Origin of the sequence: Psychrobacter glacincola, from assembly GCF_904846075.1 — a bacterium.
GTDB lineage: Bacteria > Pseudomonadota > Gammaproteobacteria > Pseudomonadales > Moraxellaceae > Psychrobacter > Psychrobacter glacincola_C.
This window is the reverse complement of the sequence record NZ_CAJGZH010000002.1, coordinates 171,125-195,726: the sequence shown is the minus strand read 5'-3', so window position 1 is coordinate 195,726 and position 24,602 is coordinate 171,125. Positions and strand designations below refer to the sequence as shown.

The following is a 24,602-nucleotide window of genomic DNA, read 5'->3' as shown; positions in this document are numbered from 1 at the left end:
CTGTCATCTAAATCCCAGTCATGAACAAGCAATACTGCTTGCTTATCTCTCGCTAAAGATAGTAAACCTCTATCAAAACACTACTTAATCAGAAGCTATCTCACGATGTCTTTTGACCATTAAACACCATCATTATAGCCTCTAGTGTACACCGAGCCACTGTGCAGGAATGCGCATTTTTTCATCAGAAAACAGCAAGACGCTGTATCTAAAAAAGTTCATTCTATATACAGACCGCGTTAACAGGATGGTTTTGACAAGGTCTAACAGACAACAATGGAATGTTACTTTTTCACGGATGAATTAGGATGTCGGTCATGGATTCTTCTCTATTTAACTTCAAAATTATCGACTCGCATACGGGCGGTGAGCCTACTCGTATGGTCTATAACGGCTTTCCTGACCTCGTCGGCGATACTATTCAAGACAAGCTGCAATCCTTCAAACAAAACTTCGATCATCTACGTCAAAGTATCATTTTAGAGCCTCGCGGCAATGATGTCCTTGTTGGCGCGCTACTCCTTCCTGCCAGCAACCCTAAAGCCACAGCAGGCATTATATTTTTTAATAACACTGGATATCTGGGCATGTGCGGTCATGGCACGATTGGCGTAATCATCTCTTTAGCTTATCAACAAAAAATATCAGCAGGCGTACATTGGCTTGAGACTCCCGTAGGTCTGGTTAAAGCAACCTTACATGATGATAACAGCTGTAGCGTACAAAACGTCCCCTCCTATCGTCATAAAAAACAAGTCGAAATTCACGTTCCTGAGTTAGGGCTTATCCGCGGTGATATCGCTTGGGGTGGCAACTGGTTCTTTTTAGTGAGTGAGCATGGACAAGACATTCAAGCCAGTAACGTTAAACAGCTTACTCAAGTAACCATGCAAATCAAACAAGCATTGGTCGCCGCCAATATCACTGGCGAAAACGGCGGCGAGATTGACCATATTGAGTTATTTGCTGATAGCGATGATACAAAAGTCGATAGTAAAAACTTTGTTTTGTGCCCAGGTTCAGCTTACGATCGCTCCCCTTGTGGTACTGGCACCAGCGCAAAGCTTGCTTGCTTAGCGGCTGACAATAAGCTGGCTCCTGAACAATTATGGCAGCAACAAGGCGTCGTCGGCAGTGTATTTACTGGCAGTTATCAGTATGCATCTGAGCTTAATACTGATCTGAGTACCGATCTTAATACTAAGCTCAACAATCCAGCTGGTGCAGCTTATCCCGAACAGACCATCATCCCAACGATTTGTGGTCATGCTTATGTTTGTGCCGAAACCACGCTCATTGTGCAAGAGGATGACCCCTTTAAATGGGGCATCCCATCTGAATAAGATCGCAGCATTATTTGTGAAACAACAGGTTTATTAATAAATGCGTGAACACTCTTAAAACTGTTTAATCGACTAAACGTAATCGAGAAAAACCATGACGACCTCAAACTTCGACTTACATATTATTGGCGGCGGTATTATCGGTCTAGCGGCGGCAGTGACATTGCAAGCACGAGGCGTCAAGGTCGCACTGCTAGACACTAACGAAGTGGGTCAAGGAGCATCCTTTGGTAACGCAGGTCACATCGCTACAGAGCAAGTATTCCCTATTGCAGATGCCAGCATGCTGCGTCATGTACCAGCCATGTTATTCGATCCGACTGGACCTTTGCGTATAGACTGGCGCTATCTACCTCGCTTGATGCCTTGGGCAATGCAGCTATTGATGAATATGCGCCCTGAGCCATTTGCGCGTATTCATCAAGCATTATTAAACTTAAATAAAAACAGTCTGCAAGCATGGCAAGGCTTTGCCAATCAGTGGCAATTGGACGAATGGGTACAGGTAAAAGGTTCATTATTGACGGTCGAGAATACAAGTAGCGTCGATCCTCTCATAGCACATGGTAGTCGACTTAACGATATTGGCGTGGATAATGAGCTATTGACCAAAGAAGCGTTATTAGAACGTGAACCTGCTTTACGAGATAACCAATTAGCGGCGTTATTTTTTCCAAATACAGGACATATAACCAATTTAAAAGCTGTTATTAATCAGCTTCACCATACTTTTAGAAAGTTAGGCGGTCATGTCATTGAACATTGCCATGTTCTTGCAGCGACCAATGATACAGACGGTATTCACCTAACAACCAGCCAAGGTGATATGACAGCGTCCAAAGTGATGCTAGCCGCAGGCGCACACTCTAAAGCATTGGCCAAGCAACTGACAGGCGTGAATGTGCCGCTAGATACCGAACGCGGTTATCACTTAATGCTACCGCATGAAAGTACGCGCTTGCAGATACCGGTATCAAGCATGGATCGCCGTTTTATCATGACACCGATGCAAGAGGGGCTACGCTTGGCAGGCACAGTAGAATACGCAGGACTTGATGCCCATGCCAATATGCAGCGCGCGCATATGCTATTACAACAAGCGCAGCCTATGCTCAAAGCCGAGTTAGACGCTACTGATAGTACGCCATGGATGGGGTTTCGACCATCGACCGCAGACTCCTTGCCAGTCATCGACAAAATCGAACGCCTCTTTTTAAGCTTTGGGCATCAACATTTAGGCCTAACGCAAGCTGTCGTTAGTGCGCAAATGATTGCCAACTACTATTTTGATGAAGATCACCCTATCGATCCAAAACCGTATCAACTCTCACGCTTTAAATAAGCAGATTATTAAACGTTTATAAACCCAGAAAAACTAACCGATTCAGCATTGAATCATCACCCGTCAAATCACCAACAATATCAACATCACTAAGGATAGTCTTATGAACATTAATGGAATTTTAGTCCCAATCGTTACTCCTTTTGACAGTAATGGCAACGTTGATGCACAAAAATTAAAGACACTGGTCGAAGCTTTTATTGACAAAGGTGTAGCCGGTATCGTTGCTTGCGGTACTACGGGTGAATACTATACCTTTTCGGCAGTAGAGCGTGAGCTCGTATTAACCACTATCGCTGAAGCAGCAAAAGATAAGGTGACTCTTATCGCTGGTATCAATAGCTTATCGACTGACCATTCTATTGAGCTTTCTGCTCAAGCAAAAGCCTTAGGTTATGACGGTCTGATGCTGTCTGCCACGCCTTATAGCTTGCCTGAACAAGACGGCATTATTGCTCACTTTGAAAAAGTCGCAGATGCAAGTGAGCTGCCTATTATCATGTATAACTTCCCTGCTCGTGTTGGCGTTGCCATTGAATTTGACACCGTCGCTCATCTAGCCAAACACCCTAACATCGTTGGTGTAAAAGAAAGTAGCGGCGACTTTAGTCATGCGTTACGCATGCTACAAGCTGATTTTGACAACTTTGAGGTGGTTTGTGGCTGTGATGATCAACCGGTCGATTTCTTCTTTTGGGGTGCAAAGAGCTGGATTGCAGGCGCAGCCAACGTTTTCCCAGAAGAACAAGTTGCACTATTTAATGCCACTCAGCAAGGCGACTGGGATAAAGCCAAACAAATTATGAGCGAGATTTATCCTGCCATCCATTCTATGGAATCTGGCAACTACAACCAAAAGGCTAAAGCGGGCTGCTTAAAAGGCAGTATGGATGTTGGCTCAGTGCGTGTGCCATTAACTGATATGCCAAAAGATGAGAAAGCAGCGTTTTTAGCCTTATTGGCTAAATAGTACTCAGCTTAGTAAAACAACGTTAAGGATAACCAACGCTATATTTGATGCCGCAATCAAACTTTGAATCTATGGCATCGAAATTAGCAAATAAGGATTAGAAAAATGAGCACTAAAGAGCAAGCTACTAAAGAAAAAATCTCTAAAAAACAAGTATTTGAGAAAGCAAAACAGCAACAGCTCTGGGCTGGTCACTTAATAGCGGCTGATCATTTATCAGACGCTACTTTGGACAATTACACGCCTATTGATAATAGCGTTATCGGTCAGATTGCCTCTGGTACTAGCGGTGATGTCGATATTGCCGTGCAAATAGCCCGCGATAGTTTTGAAAATGGTGAATGGCGTCGCCTGGCTCCAGCAGAGCGTAAGTCTGTTATGCAGCGCTGGTGTGCCCTGATGCATGAGCATTCTGAAGAACTTGCCGCCCTAGATTGTGTAGATGCAGGTAAACCAATTACTGAATGTTTAAACACTGACATGCCAGCGACTATTGAGACGTTCGAGTGGTATGCCGAAGCGGCTGATAAGATATTTGGTAAAGTCGCGCCAACTGGTAGCGCAGCTTTAGGGCTTATTGTCCAAGAGCCTATTGGTGTCGTTGGTGCCGTATTGCCTTGGAATTTCCCAGCCCAAATGTACGCGTGGAAAGTCGCCCCTGCTCTGATTATGGGCAACTCCGTCATTGTTAAACCAGCTGAGCTGACCTCATTATCTGCCTACCGCCTAACCAAGCTTGCCTATGAGGCTGGCGTGCCAAGAGAAGCGCTGCAAATGGTCTGCGGTCTTGGTGAAAATGTCGGCGCGGCGCTTGGTCAACATATGGATGTTGACATGGTGTCTTTCACTGGCTCAACTGAGGTCGGACGTCTGTTTTTACAATACTCAGCACAAAGTAATCTAAAAGAAATCGTCTTAGAATGCGGCGGTAAAAGCCCGCAAATAGTCTTTGACGACGCTGTACTCGATGACGCTGCCATTAACGATATCTTATCAGCCGCATTTTGGAATATGAGTGAAAACTGTAGCTGTGGTTCACGTCTGCTGGTACATAGTAGCCAAAAACAAGTGCTACTTGAGCAGCTAAAAAATGGTCTAAAAGATTGGAATGTTGGCTCACCTTACGACCCTGACACTGCCATTGGTCCTATGATTGAAAAAGCACACTTCGATAAGGTTTGTCATTACTTACAGACTGCAAAAGAGGAAGGTGCAACGATTGTCGCAGGTGGCAATATCCACACAGACTTAGGTAGTGGCTGGTATGTCGAGCCGACTATATTTGACAATGTCAGTGCCGATATGACTTTATTCAAAGAAGAAGTATTTGGTCCTTTGCTTGCGGTGACGAGCTTTGAGACGGAAGAAGAAGCCATCAAATTAGCCAATGAGACCAACTATGGACTCGCTGCTTCTTTTTATACCCAGAACATCAAGCGTGCTTATCGTGTGGCATCGTCTATTAAAGCAGGCACCGTCTCAATCAATGGGTTTTCAGAAGGTGATATCACAACGCCATTTGGCGGTTATAAGCAATCAGGATTTGGCGGTCGCGATAATGGTTTAGAGGCTTTAGAACAATACACACAGACTAAAACCATCTGGGTGGTCAATTAGCATACTTACTCAATAGGCACAGGTTATATAACCGTATTCACTAATAAAAACAGCAGCTTAGTTGATTTAAGCCTTTAGTCACATACTTACAGGGAAGTAAGGTCATGGAAGCGATTATTAATACTATCGTCGGCTATATATGGAGCGATGCTTTAGTTTATTTGGCACTTGGTGTCGGCATTTATTTTACCGTTGTGACTCGCGGTGTACAGTTCCGCTATCTTAAAGAGATGGTTAGGCTCTTATTTGATAAGCAAACCTCAACCCAAGGTATCAGCTCATTCCAAGCCTTTTGTATGGCGTTGTCTGGTCGTATTGGGGTTGGTAATATCGCAGGTGTGGCCACCGCTATTGCAGCTGGTGGTCCAGGAGCGGTATTTTGGATGATCGTTATGGGCTTGCTTGGCGGTGCCAGTGCCTTTATCGAGTCAACCCTTGCGCAGGTATATAAGCATGACGTTGATGGTCAATATCGCGGCGGCTCCCCTTTCTACATTGAGCGCGGCCTAAAGATGAAACCGTTCGCTATTGTAGTAGCAGCGGTGACCTGTCTTTCTTACGGCGTTTTGGTGCCAGGCGTACAAGCCAATACCATCGCCGACTCTTTTAATACCGCCTTTAATATTCCGCCCATCATCACAGGGAGCATTATCATTGCTCTATTGGCCTTTATTATCTTTGGCGGTGTCAAACGTATTGCCAGCTTTGCGGGCACAGTTGTGCCCTTTATGGCAATCGGCTATATTTTGCTTATGGTCATTGTTTTAGGCTTTAATGCTTCAAACTTACCTGCCATGTTCACGCTCATTTTCAAAAGTGCCTTTGGCATGGATGCAGTATTTGGTGGTATTGTTGGTCTAGCGATTTCTTGGGGTGTACGCCGCGCAGTCTTTTCAAACGTCGCTGGTGCAGGCGAAGCCACTTTCAGCTCGGCTGCCGCAGAAGTGTCTCATCCTGCCAAACAAGGCTTGGTACAGAGCTTTTCTATCTATGTTGATACGGTTCTCGTCTGTACTGCAACTGCGCTCATGATCTTGTCTACTGGCATGTATAACGTAATTCCAGCAGAAGGATTGGTGCTAGTTGAAAACATGCCAGGCATTGAAGCTGGAACCGCATTTACCCAAGCCGCTGTATCGACAGTATTTAGCCAATATGGTAGCGGTTTTGTCGCTATTGCTATCTTCTTATTTGCTTTTACTTGCTTGATTGCTTATTACTATATCGCTGAAACCACGCTTGTCTATTTAGATAGTAAGTTACGCTATCCGGTGCTAAAGCCGATATTAAAAGTGGTATTTTTAATCATTTGTTTCACTGGCAGTATGCAATCAGTCGGTGTCATGTGGGCATTAGGTGATATTGGCTTTGGTAGTATGTGTTACCTCAACTTTATCGCTATCGTATTACTCAGTAAAACAGCTCTCAAAGTATTAAAAGACTACGATGAGCAAATGAAGCTGGGACTTGACCCTATCTTTGACCCTAGAAAAGCAGGCGTTGAAAATGCAGACTTTTGGATAGAGTATAGTGATAAATATGATAAGCGCTAAACAGCAATGATATGATCTCCCTAAACACAACCTTCTTTCCCAGACGATTAAAGTCCTCTAAACCACTATGATTTAGAGGGCTTTAATCGTATTAATAAACATTAAAATATTATTTAAGAGTCATTATTCAATCAATACAACTTGATCTTGTTGAAGAAGTCATTGTCTAATAACAATTTCGGTCTGGCATTAACCTCTTTTAGACCCACCTTATGTTGCATCATAAGCTCTATGAGATTCATTTGATCGATGAGTATCAAACTGTGCGAATCCGTTGCATTGGCATATTCCTGCGCAGGCTTGGTAAAGCTTGTCGTGGTAATAAACAAGCCATGATGATTAGTTTTTTGTGGTGGATAAGCCCCTATGAAGTTTCTCAAATCGCCATTAGATATATTATTACCGGCACTATATAGTTTGGCTTGAATATAATAGTTATGCACCTCACCATCTGGGAAATCCTGAATAATCAGCCCATCAATGCCATTGTCATTCGAGCGTCCAGTATGACGCGAGGTCAAATTACTCTCAGGACTTTCAATCTCTAAAGATCGTTCAATCATTTTTAGACAAAACCACTCAAATTACAGAGGTGACAAGCTTTCAAGCTGTGCCATAATCATATCAGGCGTTACCTTGACAAAATCATTCCCCACAGTAGCATCTGCATAATTATTCATAAACATAGACGTTCGGCGCTGAGTTCCTTCTATCAAATGATTAATAAGTGCATCGCCGTTTTTACCATAAGCCACAATATTGACTTTTTGCAGATCAGCAAAGGCTTTATTATCAAAACGGGTCAAGTTAGCAATATAATCACTATTTGGAATGCCTTCGTTAATGTATTGAGTAAAATTGTTTCCTGCTAACCAAAAATAGACTTTGCCAAACGGGTCTAAACGTATGATGTTTTTAGGCGTTACTTTTTCATCAAAAGTAATAAAATTAGCAAAATTCTGATTTAAATTGGGTACTAAGCTGAACTTGTCTTCTTTGACCAGCCCCATCGCGGACAAGCACAATAAAATTAGATCAACGATGTCATCATAACAAGGTGAGCCGTTATGACACTCATGGCGTATATCATAATTACTCATGTAATTGATTTCTTTATGATCATTGACAATTTGTGCTAACTTTTCAAACTCTCTATAAAATACCGTGCGACCAACGGTATTCCGCGTACTCAAATTTTTTATGGTTTGTATACCCGCATTTAACATGTCACCAAATGCGGGCAGCTTCGTAATGTTACTCATAATATTATCGTCTTTATTTGATTACATGAACATTATTGTGTGAAATAAGGCGTCAAATGGGCTTTGTTTCGCAATAACTTAAGGACAAATGTTTATGCTACCAACTATTAAGACAAAACACAGCAAAATCTCACCTTTATAAATAAGAAAAACAAATCCTCTCACTCAGATTAAACCCTTTGAATCAGTGGCTGTCTACGGCAAATAATGCTATTATTGACGACCCCATTTAAAACGTATCAACATGGCTATCGAGGTCTTATTTACCTTTGAACATCCATATAAATAACGGATACACATCCTTTATTTTATCGATAGCTTATTGCTTTTGATCGTACTAGTAAGAGTCTTCTATGGCATTTGTACACCTTGGCATCCACAGCGAATATTCAATCACTGATTCTATCGTGCGTATCAAGCCGCTAGTGAAAGCTGCGGCGGCTGACCATCAGCGCGCGCTGGCATTGACCGATTTGTCCAATCTGTATGCCACGGTGAAGTTTTATCGTGCCTGCCTAGGTGCGGGTATCAAGCCCATTATCGGCAGTGAAGTCATCATGGAAAATGAAGACACACGGCTCACCCTACTCGCGATGGACAACGAGGGCTATCAAAACATCACTCGTATCGTATCACTTGGCTTTACCGAAGGGCGCGCCGACGATGCCAATCATGGTGTGCCAGTCGTCAAGCGCAGTCATATTCTAGCGCATGCGGCAGGCGTGATTGTTTTATTTACTGAAAAATCAGATGTCGGTCAGGCACTGGTTGGCTCGATGCCAGAAAAAGCCGATGAGCTGCTAATAGAATGGCAAGCGCAATTTGCTGATCGCTTATATTTTGCGATTAAGCGTACCAATCGCTCAGGTGAAGACGCCTTTATTAAAGCGGCTATTCACTCTGGTGCTAAGCATCATATTCCTATCATTGCTCATAATGATGTGCGGTTTTTAGAGCAGGATGATTTCGATGCTCACGAAGCGCGGGTTTGTATCGCAGGCTCCTACGTACTTGCCGACCAAAATCGCCCGCAGACTTATTCCGATGCGCAATATCTTAAAACCCAAGCGCAAATGCAGCAGCTATTTGCTGATATTCCGCAGGTTATCGACAATACTTTGCACTTAGCAAGCCGCTGTAATGTGACGTTGACGCTTGGTATCAATGTCCTGCCTGACTTTCCTGTGCCTGAAGGTGAGACGATTGAATCGTTTTTCCGTGCAGAATCAATCCGTGGGCTTAATAATCGACTAGATAAACTATTCCCGATCGAGAAACGTAGCGATAATTGGAGCGACTTTCGCCAAAGATATGATGACCGCTTAGAGTATGAGCTAAAGGTTATTCTTTCAATGGGCTTTCCTGGTTACTTCCTCATCGTCATGGACTTTATCCGCTGGGCAAAAGCCAATGGCGTACCAGTCGGTCCTGGTCGTGGTTCTGGTGCAGGCTCGCTCGTTGCTTATTCGCTCAATATTACCGACCTCGACCCTATTCATTACGACTTATTGTTTGAGCGCTTTTTAAACCCTGAGCGTGTGTCCATGCCCGATTTCGATATTGACTTCTGTATTGAAGGTCGCGACCGCGTTATTGATTATGTCGCGCAAACCTATGGTCGTGAAGCGGTCTCGCAAATCATTACCTTTGGTACGATGGCAGCAAAAGCGGTAGTTCGAGATGTGGCACGTGCACAAAGTAAATCCTACTTCCTTGCCAGTAAAATGTCGAAACTGATACCTAAAACACCGGGTATCACCCTCAGTCAAGCGCTTGAGCAAGAGCCGCAGCTCAAAGACTTAATCTCCAATCCTGATAACATGGATTATGAAGATGCCACTGAAGTGTGGGAGATGGCGATTAAGCTTGAAGGCATTTGCCGGAACGTGGGTAAACATGCTGGTGGCGTATTGATTGCGCCGCACAGAATCACAGATTTTAGCGCGATTTATTGTGATGATGAAGGTCACCGTGTCAGCCAATTTGATAAGGATGACGTTGAAGCCGTTGGGCTAGTAAAATTTGACTTTTTGGGTCTACGTAACTTGACGGTGATTGATGCTGCTGTCAGAAATATCAACCTGCGCCGTGCAAAAGAAGGCAAAGATGCGTTGGTGTTAGAAGACCTACCATTAGATGATAAAAAAGCCTACAAGCTCTTGCAAGATGCCAAGACCACTGCCGTTTTTCAGCTAGAAAGTATGGGCATGAAAAAGTATCTGGCGAAATTACAACCGACCAACATCGAAGATGTGATCGCCATGTGTGCGCTTTATCGTCCCGGTCCGCTCGATGCGGGCATGGTAGAGATGTATATCGACCGTAAGCACGGTCGCGAGGAAGTGATTTATGATCATCCCAATCTTGAGCCGATTTTAGAAAATACCAATGGCGTTATTGTTTATCAAGAACAGGTCATGCAAATCTCGCAGGTGATGGCAGGCTATAGCTTGGGCGGTGCAGATATGCTACGCCGAGCCATGGGTAAAAAGAAACCTGAAGAAATGGCTAAGCAGCGCGATATCTTTATTACTGGTGCAACAGAGCAAGGTATTGATGAAGCAACGTCAGGCGGCGTGTTTGACTTGATGGAGAAGTTTGCCGGTTACGGTTTTAACCGCTCACATTCCGCCGCTTATGGCGTGCTCGCTTATCAGACCGCTTATCTCAAACAATACTACCCTGCTGAATTTATGGCGGCGGTATTAACTTCCGATATGAACAACACCGATAACGTGGTGTTCTTTATCAATGATTGCCGTGAAAACTTTGATTTAACCGTGGTTAATCCATCCGTTAACCGTAGTGAATGGCATTTTGTTGCCGATACACCGACCAATATTATTTATGGCTTAGGTGCGATTAAAGGCGTTGGTGAAGGTGCGGTTGAGTCTATCGTTGATGCACGCCGCCGTGAAGGTCCGTTTAAAGATCTCTATGATTTTTGTCGCCGCGTTGATATTAAAAAGGTCAATAAACGCACTTTAGAGGGACTGATAAACGCGGGATGTTTTGATGACTTTGCAGCTACCCTGCGACCAGATTTACCAGCCGATGAAGCGTACGAGATTCGCGGCGCATTAATGAGCCAGCTGCCAAGTGCCGTACAAGCTGCTGAACAAGACCGTCAGAACCGTGAAATCGGCATGATGGATTTGTTTGGTGAAATGGATGGTGTCGTCGCCGCGCCGCCACTGGTTATGACGCCAGAGCTGATTTGGGGTGATAAACATCGTTTAAAAGCAGAAAAGAACACGTTAGGATTGTATTTGACGGGTCATCCAATCAATGAATACTTGGATGAGTTAAAACGCTATACCTCAGGCACTCGTCTCGATAAACTGACTGACACGGGCTATAACGGTAGCTGTTATTTCGCCGGATTGATTATTGATATTGCCAACTTTGGTAATCGCAATGTCATTATCTTAGATGACGGCACTTCAAGGCTGGAAGTAAGCTGCTATGCCGAGCGTTTCAATCGCGTTAAAGAACAGTTAAAAATTGATGAAGTCGTCATCATCAAAGGCAGCATTCGTGAGCGTGATGGGCGTTTATTTGCCCGTCTTGATAGTGCCATGAGCATGGTCGATGCGCGCCTAAGATGGATGAAAAAAATCAGTATTAAAATTCATGGCAGCGACATCAATCTGCTGACGCGACTGCAACCGTTACTCAAGTCTGCACAAGCCAGCATTATTCCGGCACCAAAACTCTCTCATGACAACGAGCAAGACGAGCAAAGTGGCAGCTTTAATGGCAATAGTGGCTACGATGCTGCGATGGGCGGAAGTTTATATGATGAAAATGGCAATGATTTATTGGCGCTAGAAAATGACATGAATCAAAATAGTGCTAATCAAAGTTATGCCAATAATGCTTTGAGCAATACCGACACCTCCATTAATGATAATTGTCTGCCACTGGGACTGAGCATTTATGAGGAATTTGGCATCGCTAACGTAGGGCTATCTGAGCACTGGCGCATCTACCCCAACGATGATAACTTACAGCAATTAAAGAATATGGTTAGTGAAGACAATTTGCATTTCCATTATAGCTAGGGTGTGTCCTCATTTTAAAAATGTTGATAAACATGAGATAAATTGCCGTCAAACAAGGAAGATATCGCCGTTAATATCGAGATATTGATAAGCTATTTGACGATGTTTAACAAAATTTAGCCATGTTTAGCCCATTTACAGAGTAATTGATTGAATTGAGGACACGCCCTAATACCTGAAGAACATTGACGTATTTATAACAAACCCTTTACCGCTTTAACTTTTAGAATTGGACATAAAACCATGGATGAAACCCCAAATAAAAATATGGCTCACCAAGCTGAAGAAATCATTAATCATGAGCAATTTGAAGACATGCGTGATTTGTTAGAAGAAGACTTTGCTGATTTGATACAAGTGTATATCACTGATAGTCAGCAGCGAGTAAGTGCGCTGCGAGTCGCTCAGCAAGAAAATGACAATGCCAATGGTTTTGAGGTTGCTCATGCGCTAAAAGGGGCCAGCGCCAACTTGGGCACGACCCAATTAATGAACTTGAGCAGCCAGTTACAAGAGCGCTGCCGCGAGCGTCTTATCAGCGAGCAAGCGGCACTGATTGAAAATATCGCCGTCGCATTGCAACGCGCAGAACAAGAAATCAATCTAAGACTGGGGTTGTAATGAGTAATGATTCTACCCTTATATTAGCAGCATCTACTGTCAACCATACAGTGAGCGACTATTTGTCTTGTGTTCAAATCGTCATGATTAATACCACTTTGCCTGCCAATATTGGCTCAGCAGCGCGCGCGATGCACACAATGGGTTTGTCTCGTTTGACGGTTGTCGATCCTAAGTTACCAATTGATGAAACCAGTGTGTCTCATGCAGCAGGTGGCAGCGAGCTGCTATCATCAGCCATCATTGCACCTACTTTAGAATCTGCTATTGCGGATTGCCAGCTGGTATTTGCTGCCAGCAGTCGCAGTCGTCATTTGCCTCGCCCTGTCGTGACACCCACGCAAGCTGCTAAGATTATGTTTGATTTCATCGATAAACAGTCGGCGTCGAGCAAAGGCGATAGCAACGCTGATACCCTATCGGCTGCTACTACTAATAAACCAAATATCGCTATCCTATTTGGGCGTGAAGATCGTGGATTAACCAATGAAGAGTTGGCTTATGCCGATTATCATATCCAAATCGATGCCAACCCTGCTTATCCTGTACTCAATGTCGCGTCAGCCGTGCAAGTAATCGCTAGCTTTATTTTTGCCTACGCGCAATCACACACTCAGACAGCGGATAGTTTAGATACTGCTTTGAGTACTACTACTCAGCCAATGCTCGATGTACATTTACGTCAGCAATGGGATGAACCCGCCATTACCCAGCAGCAATTGCAACAGCTGACTCATCGCACAACTGAACTGATGGTTCAACGTGGTTTAGCCGATAGCGAAAACTTGAAGTCATTACCATCGCGGCTGTCACGACTGGGCTCACGCTTACAGCTTGATCAAAAAGAGTATCAGCTATTAAGCGCATTAATTGCCAAACTTGCAAAAGACTAAAACTTTTAATATGCAAGGTTTCCGGCATTGAGTTTCTATTGCATTAGCAGCCGTAGCATTTACAAATCCTATGATTTTAAAAATGATATGATTCAATAATAAAAAGGAATTGATGATGAATTGGAACGTTTATTTGTCTGGAGAAATACACACTGACTGGCGACAAAAAATCATGCAAGGCGCGAAAGACAAAGGTTTAGATATTACCTTTACCTCCGCAGTGACTGAACATGAAGCCAGTGACGCCGCTGGTGACGTACTCGGTAAAGAAGATAATGGGTTCTGGCGCGACCATCAGTCATCAAAGGTGAATGCGATTCGCACCAAAAACATGATTCAAAAGTGCGATATTGCTATCATTCGTTTTGGTGATAAATATAAGCAGTGGAACGCTGCCTTCGATGCCGGCTACTGCGCGGCTTTAGGCAAGCCGTATATTACCCTTCATGCTGAAGATATTATCCATCCGCTAAAAGAAGTCGATGCGGCGGCAATGGCTTGGGCGCAAACGCCAGAGCAAGTTGTTGATCTGCTAAAATATGTTGTCAGTGATAGCTAAATCATAAATAATTGCCTGTAGATAAATTGTCAATGACTGGCATTTTATCTATCAGCCGTCATTTTTATTTATCGCTCATCGCTATATTTTGTGCTGCAAAGCTGCTATAACTAAATAGATTGTAATCAAAAATACGATAGGACAATTTATGTCATTGCCAACTGCCTTATTCAAATCACTTTCACGCATCAAAAAAGACCTAACAGAAGATATCGATGCGGTATTTAACCGTGATCCTGCTGCGCGTAATAGTCTGGAAGTCATCTTGACTTATCCTGGCATCCACGCGCTCGTCCTACATCGCGGTGCCCATTATCTTTGGAATCATGAACAAAAACTGGCGGCGCGAGTAATTTCTTATGGCTCACGCATCATCACAGGTATTGAGATACACCCTGCTGCCAAAATCGGTCGACGATTTTTTATTGATCATGGTATGGGTATCGTGATTGGCGAAACGGCAGAGATTGGCAATGATGTGACGCTTTATCACGGGGTCACGCTTGGCGGCGTCTCTTGGAATAATGGCAAGCGCCACCCTACTTTGGAAGATGGGGTTATCGTTGGTGCTGGTGCTAAAGTATTGGGACCATTTACTGTCGGTAAAGGCGCCAAAATTGGCTCAAATGCCGTCGTAGTAAAGGCAGTACCAGCAGGTGCGACTATGGTCGGCAGCGCAGCTCGGATGATATCAGACCATCATGATGAAAAGGGCAATCCAATTGTCAAAAAAGTCGATGATGCCAAGCAGCAAGAAAAAGTAGCGCAAGCTGCTTCTACAGATAATGGCATAGATAAAAAGGCAGTAGATAAAAAATCAATAGATGAAAAAGCCACCAATCATTTAGCACGCGAAAACGCGTTTCGGGCTTATGGCATCGACCCTATGTCACAAGACCCTGTCGCCGAAGCCTTTGCTAAAATGCTCGAACACATTCAGCAATCAGAAAATCGCTTAGATCAATTACAAGCAGCGATGTGCAAAATCGATCCTGACTTTTGTAAAAAAGAATATGACAAACTTTGCTTAGAGGATATCGATGTGATTGGTCGTGCTGATATGGATGAGATAGACACTGAGCAGAAGTAATCTTCTAGCTGTCGTCGATACTGAATAAAAAAGAGGCCAAATGGCTTCTTTTTACATTTTAATCAATTGATAAACAATGCTTTACTGACTAGCTATTTAACAGACAATATTTATAAAAAAGATGAGTCAGGCTGCGTCAAAAACGCTATTTCTTCACTACTCGAAACCCGTCCCAAAATATCATTACGATGCGGATAACGACCAAAACGATCGATAATCACTTTATGTCTAAGCTCAGCATCCACGGTATCTGCATTGGTATATTGCTTAAATAGCTGTTCCGCCTGCTGATGAATCAGTTTTGATTCGCTGTGCATATAAGGCATCAATAAAAACTTACGCTCATCCATCGTTTCAAGCGCCTCTAATGCACCGGCAGCAACCGCTTCTTGCGCGAGCGCGAGACTCATCGCATCTTGGGCAAAAGCTGCTGGCGTATCACGGTAAATATTGCGTGAAAATTGATCCAATATAATTATTTCTGCTAAACGCCCCTTTATGCTACTACGCCATGTATAAAACTCTGCAGCCTTCGCTTGCTCAAGTATATCGCTGTATCGCTCTATTAATAATTGATCAAACGCTATGTCTTTCTCAAAAAACTTCTCACTACCCGCCTCTTTAAAACAGAAATTTAATATGTCGTTATACATCATTTCCTCACTACATTATTTAAAACAGTCAGCCAAAAGCATTATTCAAAGCTATCATTTAAAAACATCAAGTATTGACTTTTGGTTTCATAATCACTAAGGAGTATTTAGCGATTGTGTCCTATACTCTTTCATTATTCATAACTAAAAAAATAGGAAAACTCATGGCGCGTTTACAAGATAAAGTTATCATTATTACTGGTGCCGCTCAAGGCATGGGCGAGACTCATGTGCGTTTGTGTATGGCAGAAGGCGCTAAAGTCGTCTTGACCGACATCAACTCTGATAAAGGCAACGCATTAGCAAAAGAGCTTGGCGATAGCGCTCTATTTATTAAGCATGACGTTACTAGTGAAGAAGATTGGACGCAAGTTGTTACAGCCACCCAAGATAAATTTGGCAAAATTGATGTACTGGTTAATAATGCAGGTATCACTACGCACAAATCTATTTTAGATACCTCAGTAGAAGCGTATCGCAAGATTCTAGAGATTAACCAGGTGTCGGTCTTTTTAGGCATGAAAGCAGTCATTCCAACGATGAAAGCCGCCAAACAAGGTTCTATCATCAATATCTCATCAATTAATGGCTTGGTTGGCGGCGCTATCGGCTATACCGATTCTAAGTTTGCGGTACGCGGTATGACCAAAGCGGCAGCATTAGAGTGCGCCCCTCATGGCATTCGCGTGAACTCCATTCACCCCGGCGTTATTGCTACACCGATGATTATGCAAGGCGATACCAAAGATGCGGTTGAAGCATTTGCCAAAACTATTCCGATGAGACGTGTGGCACAGCCAGAAGAAGTCAGCGGCATGGTGTTATTTTTAGCGTCTGATGACTCAAGCTACTCGACGGGTTCAGAGTTTGTCGTTGATGGTGGTTTGACCGCACAGTAGGCGTAATAGTTAAAATTTTTAAATGTGATATAGGCTGGGCATTTTGCTCAGCTTTTATTTTGAGAGGTTTTAAGCAAAACACTAGGGCGTGTCCTCAATAACTTTTACTTATTTAGAATAGCATCTAGGCTGCTTCATGTGACCTTTTAAAAAATGACCTTTAATCAACTCCTCTACCCCTGCTCTTTCATGCGCTTTGAATGGGTAACGATCTGCCATTACAATCCAATTAGACTCTTCAAATTCCTTATTACTGCTTAGGCTATTTTTATCAGAAACAACTTCTATTAATAGCTTTTCTATCAATAGAATATCGATATCCATCGTAACTTTTTTTATTGGCGTCTGAGCTTCTGTTAGACGCTGTCTATGACAGTCACCTTCAAGATCTTTGAAAACCTGCTGTAACTGTTGCAGTGTTACAGGTTTTGTTAAACGTAAATAGACACACTGATTGGTATAATCGGGCTTTGGTTGCGCTTTGGTCGATGTAAAGTCAGGATTTTCAAACGCAGTAGATAACTGTATTTCCCCTAGCGCCGCTAGATCCTTTCGGACAAGCGGCAGATAATGTTTAGCTTGATAATTACTACCTAAAGCCAATAATACTGCCGTCACAGATTGTGTTTGCAACTGTTCAGGCGTCTGCTTTTTTAGAGTCTCAAGACTCAAATCAGCCAAATTTTTATGCATATTATGCATCATCGTCCTTGCTTACAACTGGCTTATCTTCGATGACCGTTGCATAACGCGTGATTTGAACCCCAACCGCATCGGCTTGCTTTATAGCAGTGGGCTTAGCAATGCTTAAAGTGATTTTATGACAGCTATATTTTGCAAGCAACTTATCAGCGATTTGCCCCGCTAAATGCTCTAGCAACTGCGCTTTAATCGCTTGGCACCACGCGCTCACATCATCGCAAACCGCTTTATAATTCAGCGCATCATTGACATCATCTGAGATAGCCGCACGGCTGATATCTGTTTCAAGTGCTATATCAATCAGCAGCGGCTGCGTGATTGCGCGCTCCCACGCGTAAACACCGATGACTGCTTCTACTGTTAAGCCTTTAACGAATACTACATCAGATTCGGTATGAAACATGCTCTCATCCTTGTTTGCTAAATTTTAATTAGATTTTGAACTCAGGTTTTTTAATTGGTTTTCTGCAACGCCTCTTCACGCAAACGCGCGGCTTTTAGCGCTTTACTAGGTCGATGACGCCATAAGTCAATGCTAAATAATAACAGACCAAACCAAATCAGACCAAACACTGCAAGACGCTGTAAATCAAATGGCTCGTTATAATAGAACACCGCTAAGAAGAAGATAAAGGTCGGCGTCAGATAATTCATAAAACTTAAAATGCTATAAGCAACGAGCTTGGTAGATTTATTAAACAATAATAGCGGTATCAAGGTAATCGGCCCTGCGATCATTAGTAGCCAAATATTGGGACTAAACCAAAAACTCAATTGACTACTGACCACATCTGATTGCCAGAACCACCATAAGCAAATCGGCACCAACATCGTTGTTTCGACAAACATGGCATCGACAGCCGTCAAAGGCGTCTGCCGTTGAATGGTGCCATAAGTACTAAAACTAAAGGCTAAAATCAGTGATATCCATGGCAAGCTACCAATCATAACTACTTGAATGACCACGGATAATAAGGCGAAACCGATGGCAACCCATTGCAGCGTACGTAAGCGCTCTTTGAATAAAATCATCGATAGTGCAACGCCCACCAATGGTCCGATAAAATAACCCAAACTGGCTTCGAGAATGCGGTCGTGATTGACGGCCCATACATAAGTGAGCCAGTTGGTGGCAATAATCAAACCCGATATAAATGAGAACGCGATCCATCTCGGGTTTTTCTTTAAGGTATCGATCCACTGCCAGCGCTTGGTGACTACCAACACGATAAGCAAGCAAGCAAACGTCCAAATAATACGGTGACCGATAATCTCGGTCGCATCGTAGGCGGCCAATTGTTTAAAATATAATGGAAACCCACCCCAGATAAAAAAGGCAATGAGTGCGGTGATGATGCCACGTCTGGTTGTCTTAATGGGCGTAACTGGTTTTTTGATGACGTTTTGGGTGGTCATAGTACAGTACAACTTTTTAGAGCAAAGCGCACTCTTGCCCCATATTAATTTCTATATCAATTCAATGGCAAAAGCGCAGGGTCACTACAGATAGGATACAAGTTAAAAAGCAATGCGCTCATGCCAATATAGGCATCAACACATTGCTAACGATAACAACTTTAAAAACAACATTTACATCAAGGCTAATGAGCAACTTTTTAGACTTTATTGAATGCTGTAGCCAGCATTTTACAATTCAGTACTTTAAAGCTCAGTGTTGCAAAAGCCAATAACACTATTCAGCAAGTTAATATAGTTTGTGGTATTAAACCGCAGCATTATCAACTTTAATAGACATTCCAATGTGATTGGCAAGCTCTGCAAATCCTGGGAAACTGGTATTGACGGTCTCAACGCCTTCAATAGTAATTTGCTTGGATGCACGTAAGCTGGCAATGGCAAAACTCATGGCAATGCGATGATCATGGTGCGAGGTAATGTGACCGCCACCAAAGACAGGCTGGCTATTATTGATATTGCTATTTTGACCCTCAATGCCTTTACCTTCGATGATTAGCCCATCTTCCGTCACGGTACAATCAATACCCAGTGTTTGTAATCCTTCTGCCATGACTGCAATACGATCAGACTCTTTTACACGCAGCTCTTTGGCACCAGTCAACACCGTACGACCTTGCGCACAGCTGGCAGCAATGAACAATACTGGGAATTCGTCAATCGCTAATGGCACTAAATGCTCTGGGATTTCAATACCTTTTAGGCTTGAGCTACGAATAGTGATATCTGCGACTGGTTCGCCGCCGACATGTGTCTCATTACTTAAGCTGATATCTGCTTGCATTAATTTTAAGATATCGATAATGCCCGTGCGTGTCGGATTAATACCTACTTGCGTCAAGGTCAGCTCGCTATTTTGGCTGATCGCAGCAGCGACCATAAAAAATGCCGCAGAGGATATATCAGCAGGGACAGCGATATCACCACCTGTGAGTTGTCCGCCACCTGCTACACTGATGCGGTTGCCATCAACCGTTACTGGATAACCAAAAGCTGAAAGCATACGCTCGGTATGGTCACGACTGACTTCCGGTTGGGTAACGGTTGTGGTGCCTTCTGCCCAAAGTCCAGCCAGCAACAAGCAGGATTTAATCTGCGCAGAAGCCACAGGCATCTCATAATCGATACCTTGTAATGGCTTACCAATAGTCGCTCGACCAGTGATACTAAGTGGCGCCGTACCACTATGACCCGTACTTTGAATGACTGCACCCATCTCGCGTAAAGGTGCGGCTACACGCTCCATTGGGCGTTTATTTAGGCTGGTATCGCCTGTCAACACGCTGTCAAATGATTGCGCCGCCAAAATACCAGCCAGCAGGCGCATGCTAGTACCTGAGTTGCCCATATACAATGGTGTTTTACTCGGTTTCAGACCGTTCATACCCACGCCATGAATGGTCAATTTGCCGTTATCAGGCCCTTCAATGGTCACGCCCATATCACGGAATGCTTGCAAGGTGGCAAGCGCATCTTCCCCTTCCAAAAATCCAGTGACATTGGTCACGCCTGTCGCAAGGCTGCCCAGCATAATGCTGCGATGCGAGATAGACTTGTCACCAGGAATGGCAATAGTGCCCAATACAGTATTGCTAGGAGTAATATTATAAGAAGCTGACATGGCAGAAGTATCCGTATAAGGGGTGCTGGCTAACATATGGCCAAAATGTCGCCGTGCGGCTTGCGCGCGGCCCAAAAGTCCCATCAGGGCGGTTGAATCTTTATCGATGATGAGCTGACGCATGGTCTGTAGGTAAACGCCATACTCATCAAGGGCGCTAACAATCGCGCTTTCGTTGGCAAAAAATATATCATGCCACATTTTAGGGTCACTGGCAGCGATACGGCTAAAGTCACGAAAGCCGCCCGCTGCATAGCGAAACATATCTAAATTATCATCATGGCTTGCCAGCTGCTCAACCAAATTGAAGGCAAGCAGATGTGGCAGATGACTGGTGTGCGCCAATATGCGATCGTGGTGTTCCGCATCCATTGACATAACGTTTGCACCTACCGCTTCCCATAACTGCCGCAGCTTAGCAATGGCGCTATTATGGGTCGTTGGTAGCTCGCAGATAATGACACTATGATTAACAAACAATGTCGCACGTCTGGCATGATATCCTGAATTCTCTGCACCCGCAATTGGATGTGCAGGCACCAATCCTGTCGGTAGCGAGCCGAACACCGCTTGAGCCGCATCAATGATATTGACCTTGGTGCTACAAACATCAGTAATGATGCAATCAGTGGCAAGTTGTCCATTATCCATCGCTGCTTTGATATCAATAAATACGGCTTGCACCGCTTGTACTGGTACGGCGATAACAATCAAATCACTACCAAACACTACTTCACTTAAGACAGCACTACCAGCGTCTAATAAGCCGTGCTGAATGGCTTCGTCGATGCTTGGTGTATGTCTATCAACCGCCACTAAGCGCTCACTTAGACCATTGTCTTTAATGGCTTGGGCAAGGCTCGCACCGATAAGCCCTAAACCAATCACACAAATCTGTTTAAATAACGGCGGCTGAGTATTCATAGACTGCATATTATTGTTTTGATTGCTTATGTTTTGATTGCTTATATTGTTTTGCTGGCGACTCACGGCTTTTCTCGTTAAACAAACTAGCGTCAGAATGACTAAAACAAGCCGACGCTAGTGTCATGAAAATGATTAATAAATTATTTACTTATCCAAAACGACCTAACATACTTCTGATCAATTATCAGTCAAGATTGAGCGCAGTGTATCAATCAGGCGCATATTTTCTTCTGCTACCCCTACTGTGATACGCAGCCAATGAGGTAAGCCATAGCCCTCTAATGGACGGACGATAACACCCTGCTCTAGCAATGCTTGATGAATAGAAGCAGCGGTGATGTCTTCCATCTCAACGGCTATTTCCACCATAATAAAGTTAGCATGTGACTTAATGAAACCCAACCCTAATGCGTCAAACTGCTTTTCTAACCAGCGCATTTGCTCATCATTCATCAGACGAGTTTTTTCAATAAAGTCTGAGTCAGCAAGTGCCGCCGCCGCCGCCGCTAAAGCCACTCTACTCACGTTAAATGGTTGACGGATTCGGTTGAGTAAGTCCGCGACAGCCACTGAGCTAAGCGCATAACCGACACGTAAACCCGCCAGTCCATAAGCTTTGGAAAAAGTGCGCACGATAACGACATTATCAAATTCATCTAACAACGCCCGATTATTACTCTCAGGGCTATATTCAATATACGCCTCATCTAATACCACCAATACCGAGCTTGGTATACTAGCCATAAATGCTCGTAACTCTTGAGGTTCAAGCTGTGTGCCAGTTGGATTATTAGGATTGGCGATAAAGACTATTTTAGTATTGGGGTTGTCTTGAACCGCTTGACTCATCGCTTTTAAATCATGCCCAAAGCGATGGGCAGGCACTTCTATACCTGTCGCCCCTTGTATTTTAGCCAACATCGGATAAACGATAAAGGCATATTGACTGTAAACGATAGCATCGTCAGCACCAGCAAAACTACGCGCTAAAATATCAAGCAAATCGTCAGAGCCATTACCCAAAGTAATCTGCTCCACACTGACATCATTGAAGTCAGCCAGCGCTTGTTTTAGATAGTAACCGTTGCCATCAGGATAACGTGCCAACTGACCCAATTGCTCAGTAATCGCTAGCGTGACGTGCGGTGAGCAGCCTCTTGGGTTTTCATTACTGGCAAGTTTTACCACATCTGAGACGCCATACTCACGCGTCAACTCTTCAATCGGCTTGCCCGTTTGATAAGGCACTAGCTCTAAAATACTATCGTAGGCAGGTACAAGCGGTGATAAATTTGACTCTACTGAATGAGATGACGGCATGATTTATCCTTAGATATGATTTTGGCAAGTGATGTGAGCCATTCGGCGTTATATCGTTGGTTCAATTTCAGAGCGAGTCAAGGGTAACCAAGGCAACCGAGTGCAGATGATTATGTGATGCTTCACGCAAGGTAAACGCCATGACTCTTTTACAGTAGAGGGACTATAGCACTGCTTTTGGATAAGAACCTAGAACACGCACATCTTTTACCAACGGACGGATATCAGCGATAGCAGCGCTGACGTTTGGCTCGTCAATATGACCATTCATATCGATGAAAAACACGTATGCCCACTTATTCGGACGCTCAGGACGGGTTTCGATACTGGTCATCGACACGCCATGATAAGACAAAGGCTTCAAAATCTCGATCAATGCACCCGCTTTGTCATGTGCTGATACGACGATAGACGTTTTATCCTGACCTGATGGCGCAATCGCTTCGTGACCGATGATAAGGAATCGCGTGGTATTGCTCGGGTTGTCTTCGATATTTGAATATAGCTTATGCAAGCCATATTCAGCAGCAGCCACATCACCTGCGATTGCCGCTGAATGCCATTCGTTTTTCAAGCGGCGGGCCGCTTCGCCGTTGCTCGATACCGCCACGCGCTCGACATTCGGGTAATTGACATCGAGCCAATGACGACACTGCGCTAGTGACTGCTGATGCGAGTAAATACGGCTTAAACCATCAAGTTTGGTATGTTCAGCGACCAAGAAATTCTGATGAATCGGCAGCTCAACTTCTCCAATTATCTTTAAGGTAGAAGACAAAAATCCATCTAACGTATGGTTAACCACACCCTCAGACGAGTTTTCGACTGGCACCACACCATACATCGCTGTGCCTGCTTCAACTTCACGGAATACATCAGTGATGGTGGTCATTGGTACGGTATCAGCGGCTTTACCGAAATGCTTGAGCGCAGCAGCATGAGTAAAAGTACCTACTGGTCCTAAGAAAGCAATGCGCTGCGGTGCTTCTAAGTCAAGGCAGACCGACATAATTTCACGGAACAACCGCGCCATTTTGTCATCAGCGATCGGACCTGTGTTGCGTTCCATCACCGCTTTTAGCACTTGCGCTTCACGCTCAGGGCGATAAAAAATAGGATTGCTATTGTCGGCAGTCGGGTTATTGACAATGTGTTGTTTCTTTACTGCGGCCACTTGCTGAGCCAACTTGGCACGGTTATTAATCAATGTCTGGATTTCGCAGTCTACTGTATCAATACTTTGGCGAATATCGTCCAAAAATGCTTTTTCAGTTGCAGTATCGTTAGCCCCTGCGATGGCTTGATTTAGCTTATCCATGTTTTGCTCTGATGACTGCTCACTCATTACCGCCTATCCTTTTTCTAAAATTATTACTGAGTTTTTTACTAGTTAGGTACTGCTTTTTTAACTTTGAAGGCTTCAAGTATTTCTAATTATCGACAACCAATCATTTCATTATTGAATCAGCACTCAATGACGGTCAAAGGTGTCAAGCATACTAGCAATGATATTCGATAGGAATCACACTAAATAGCAGGCAGCCTCTCAAAAGCACCCTGCACGGCGAGCGCTATCGTCTACTATTGCCGTATGTTAGTCACACACACCAGCATGCAAATGTAGCAGCCAGATCGCTGACCCGCTCTACTATAACAAAAACTATCGACAGTGCCCATGTGTAAATGCGCG

The 24,602-nt window shown here is 43.8% G+C and carries 20 protein-coding genes; 11 read left to right on the top strand and 9 right to left on the bottom strand.

Annotated elements, in window-relative coordinates; all coding sequences use genetic code 11:
• Nucleotides 1-317 precede the first annotated feature (317 nt).
• The 5 genes from JMW85_RS07000 to JMW85_RS06980 all read left to right on the top strand — a co-directional run bounded on the left by JMW85_RS07000 (nt 318) and on the right by JMW85_RS06980 (nt 6,825).
• Nucleotides 318-1,343 (top strand): proline racemase family protein, encoded by a 1,026-nt coding sequence (locus JMW85_RS07000; protein ID WP_201581281.1) that lies wholly within the window; start codon nt 318-320, stop codon nt 1,341-1,343.
• Between the two features lie 94 nt (nt 1,344-1,437).
• Nucleotides 1,438-2,685, top strand: coding sequence for an NAD(P)/FAD-dependent oxidoreductase (locus JMW85_RS06995; RefSeq protein ID WP_201581280.1), 1,248 nt, complete (start codon nt 1,438-1,440; stop codon nt 2,683-2,685).
• A 103-nt stretch (nt 2,686-2,788) separates the two neighbouring features.
• Nucleotides 2,789-3,655, top strand: a complete 867-nt coding sequence (dapA, locus tag JMW85_RS06990) for a 4-hydroxy-tetrahydrodipicolinate synthase (protein WP_045455504.1) — start codon at nt 2,789-2,791, stop codon at nt 3,653-3,655.
• A 105-nt stretch (nt 3,656-3,760) separates the two neighbouring features.
• Nucleotides 3,761-5,272: an aldehyde dehydrogenase gene (locus JMW85_RS06985; protein WP_201501331.1), complete on the top strand. Its 1,512-nt coding sequence runs from the start codon at nt 3,761-3,763 to the stop codon at nt 5,270-5,272.
• 104 nt (nt 5,273-5,376) lie between these two features.
• Complete coding sequence (locus JMW85_RS06980; RefSeq protein ID WP_045455501.1) at nt 5,377-6,825, top strand: alanine/glycine:cation symporter family protein; 1,449 nt, start codon at nt 5,377-5,379, stop codon at nt 6,823-6,825.
• A gap of 131 nt (nt 6,826-6,956) precedes the next feature.
• On the opposite strand, the gene JMW85_RS14235 is transcribed toward JMW85_RS06980, so the two are convergent.
• The gene (locus tag JMW85_RS14235) at nt 6,957-7,388 is read right to left on the bottom strand and encodes a restriction endonuclease (protein ID WP_227679043.1); all 432 of its coding nucleotides are present in this window, start codon (nt 7,386-7,388) and stop codon (nt 6,957-6,959) included.
• Nucleotides 7,389-7,409: 21 nt separating this feature from the next.
• A complete protein-coding gene (locus JMW85_RS14230; protein ID WP_227679044.1) occupies nt 7,410-8,087 on the bottom strand; it encodes a hypothetical protein in 678 nt (225 codons plus the stop codon).
• Nucleotides 8,088-8,440: 353 nt separating this feature from the next.
• Here JMW85_RS14230 and dnaE point away from each other — a divergent pair, with 353 nt between their 5' ends.
• The 5 genes from dnaE to cysE all read left to right on the top strand — a co-directional run bounded on the left by dnaE (nt 8,441) and on the right by cysE (nt 15,314).
• Entirely contained in the window at nt 8,441-12,151 is a 3,711-nt protein-coding gene (gene dnaE / locus JMW85_RS06970; protein WP_201501333.1) for a DNA polymerase III subunit alpha, read from the top strand.
• A gap of 243 nt (nt 12,152-12,394) precedes the next feature.
• A complete protein-coding gene (locus JMW85_RS06965) occupies nt 12,395-12,772 on the top strand; it encodes an Hpt domain-containing protein (protein WP_045455494.1) in 378 nt (125 codons plus the stop codon).
• Nucleotides 12,772-13,665 carry an RNA methyltransferase gene (locus tag JMW85_RS06960; protein ID WP_201501334.1) on the top strand — a complete coding sequence of 298 codons (894 nt, stop codon included), beginning with the start codon at nt 12,772-12,774 and terminating at the stop codon, nt 13,663-13,665. Before JMW85_RS06965 ends, JMW85_RS06960 begins: the two co-directional genes overlap by 1 nt.
• A 115-nt stretch (nt 13,666-13,780) precedes the next feature.
• Nucleotides 13,781-14,224 carry a YtoQ family protein gene (locus JMW85_RS06955; RefSeq protein WP_045455487.1) on the top strand — a complete coding sequence of 148 codons (444 nt, stop codon included), beginning with the start codon at nt 13,781-13,783 and terminating at the stop codon, nt 14,222-14,224.
• Between the two features lie 187 nt (nt 14,225-14,411).
• Nucleotides 14,412-15,314 (top strand): serine O-acetyltransferase, encoded by a 903-nt coding sequence (cysE, locus tag JMW85_RS06950; RefSeq protein ID WP_372815325.1) that lies wholly within the window; start codon nt 14,412-14,414, stop codon nt 15,312-15,314.
• A gap of 110 nt (nt 15,315-15,424) precedes the next feature.
• Here cysE and JMW85_RS06945 read toward each other — a convergent pair whose 3' ends face one another.
• Complete coding sequence (locus tag JMW85_RS06945) at nt 15,425-15,970, bottom strand: DUF924 family protein (protein ID WP_201501336.1); 546 nt, start codon at nt 15,968-15,970, stop codon at nt 15,425-15,427.
• Nucleotides 15,971-16,131: 161 nt separating this feature from the next.
• On the opposite strand from JMW85_RS06945, the gene JMW85_RS06940 reads away from it, so the two are divergent.
• On the top strand, nt 16,132-16,866 hold the full coding sequence (locus tag JMW85_RS06940) for a glucose 1-dehydrogenase (protein ID WP_045455480.1): 735 nt from the start codon (nt 16,132-16,134) through the stop codon (nt 16,864-16,866).
• Between the two features lie 108 nt (nt 16,867-16,974).
• Here JMW85_RS06940 and JMW85_RS06935 read toward each other — a convergent pair whose 3' ends face one another.
• The 6 genes from JMW85_RS06935 to pheA all read right to left on the bottom strand — a co-directional run bounded on the left by JMW85_RS06935 (nt 16,975) and on the right by pheA (nt 24,257).
• Nucleotides 16,975-17,571 (bottom strand): 2-amino-4-hydroxy-6-hydroxymethyldihydropteridine diphosphokinase, encoded by a 597-nt coding sequence (locus JMW85_RS06935; RefSeq protein ID WP_227681700.1) that lies wholly within the window; start codon nt 17,569-17,571, stop codon nt 16,975-16,977.
• Entirely contained in the window at nt 17,561-17,971 is a 411-nt protein-coding gene (folB, locus tag JMW85_RS06930) for a dihydroneopterin aldolase (protein WP_045455477.1), read from the bottom strand. Before folB ends, JMW85_RS06935 begins: the two co-directional genes overlap by 11 nt.
• 50 nt (nt 17,972-18,021) lie before the next feature.
• Nucleotides 18,022-18,984, bottom strand: coding sequence for an EamA family transporter RarD (gene rarD / locus JMW85_RS06925; protein WP_045455474.1), 963 nt, complete (start codon nt 18,982-18,984; stop codon nt 18,022-18,024).
• Between the two features lie 307 nt (nt 18,985-19,291).
• Nucleotides 19,292-21,598, bottom strand: coding sequence for a bifunctional prephenate dehydrogenase/3-phosphoshikimate 1-carboxyvinyltransferase (locus JMW85_RS06920; protein ID WP_372815324.1), 2,307 nt, complete (start codon nt 21,596-21,598; stop codon nt 19,292-19,294).
• Nucleotides 21,599-21,769: 171 nt separating this feature from the next.
• On the bottom strand, nt 21,770-22,912 hold the full coding sequence (gene hisC, locus JMW85_RS06915) for a histidinol-phosphate transaminase (protein ID WP_087815303.1): 1,143 nt from the start codon (nt 22,910-22,912) through the stop codon (nt 21,770-21,772).
• 163 nt (nt 22,913-23,075) lie between these two features.
• Entirely contained in the window at nt 23,076-24,257 is a 1,182-nt protein-coding gene (gene pheA, locus JMW85_RS06910; protein WP_045455471.1) for a prephenate dehydratase, read from the bottom strand.
• Nucleotides 24,258-24,602 lie beyond the last annotated feature (345 nt).